The sequence below is a fragment of the Spongiactinospora sp. 9N601 genome (assembly GCF_044326295.1).
In the GTDB taxonomy this organism is placed as follows: domain Bacteria; phylum Actinomycetota; class Actinomycetes; order Streptosporangiales; family Streptosporangiaceae; genus Spongiactinospora; species Spongiactinospora gelatinilytica.
The window spans coordinates 1-567 of the sequence record NZ_JBIRBB010000073.1 but is presented as its reverse complement, the minus strand read 5'-3'; the positions used below and the strand labels follow the sequence as shown (position 1 = coordinate 567).

The 567-nt window shown below is 73.7% G+C and carries 1 protein-coding gene; it reads right to left on the bottom strand.

Features of this window, described 5'->3' with window-relative positions; translation table 11 throughout:
• Positions 1–567 (bottom strand): DUF4118 domain-containing protein (locus tag ACH34R_RS44190; protein ID WP_397567634.1); only part of this gene is annotated, 567 nt, incomplete at both ends.

Sequence of the window (567 nt, the reverse complement as noted above, 5' to 3'; positions counted from 1 at the left end):
TGTCCGGCGAGGGTGGAGAGTACTTCGGCGTCGGCTCCGGCGCGGGCGGCTTCGCGGGTGCGGCGGGCGGCGAGGTCGACGATGGCGCTGACGGCCATCGCGACCACCACGAACACCACCAGCGCGAAAAGGTTTTCCGCCTCCGCGATGGTGAACTCCCCCACCGGCGCGGTGAAGAAGTAGTTCAGCAGCAGCGACCCGCCCACCGCCGCGGTGATCGCCGGCCACATGCCACCGGCCAGCGCGACCGCCACCACCAGCAGCAGGAAGATCAGGATCTCACTGGGCAGCGCGAGTATGTCGCGGAAGGGCAGCAGGGCGACGGTCAGCGCGGGCACCCCGGCCACCGCGGCGGCCCAGCCGGTGAGCTTTCTGGCCCTGGGCAGCCCGGCGTCCGGGTGGGGCATCCGCCGGCCGCGCCGGGCCTCCGCGTGGGTGACCATGTGGACGTCGATCGAGCCGGACCGCGCGGTGGTCTCCACTCCGACACCCCGGGCCCACAACTGCGCCAGCCGCCCCCGCCGGGACGCCCCCAGCACGAGCTGCGTCGCGTTCACCCCACGGGCG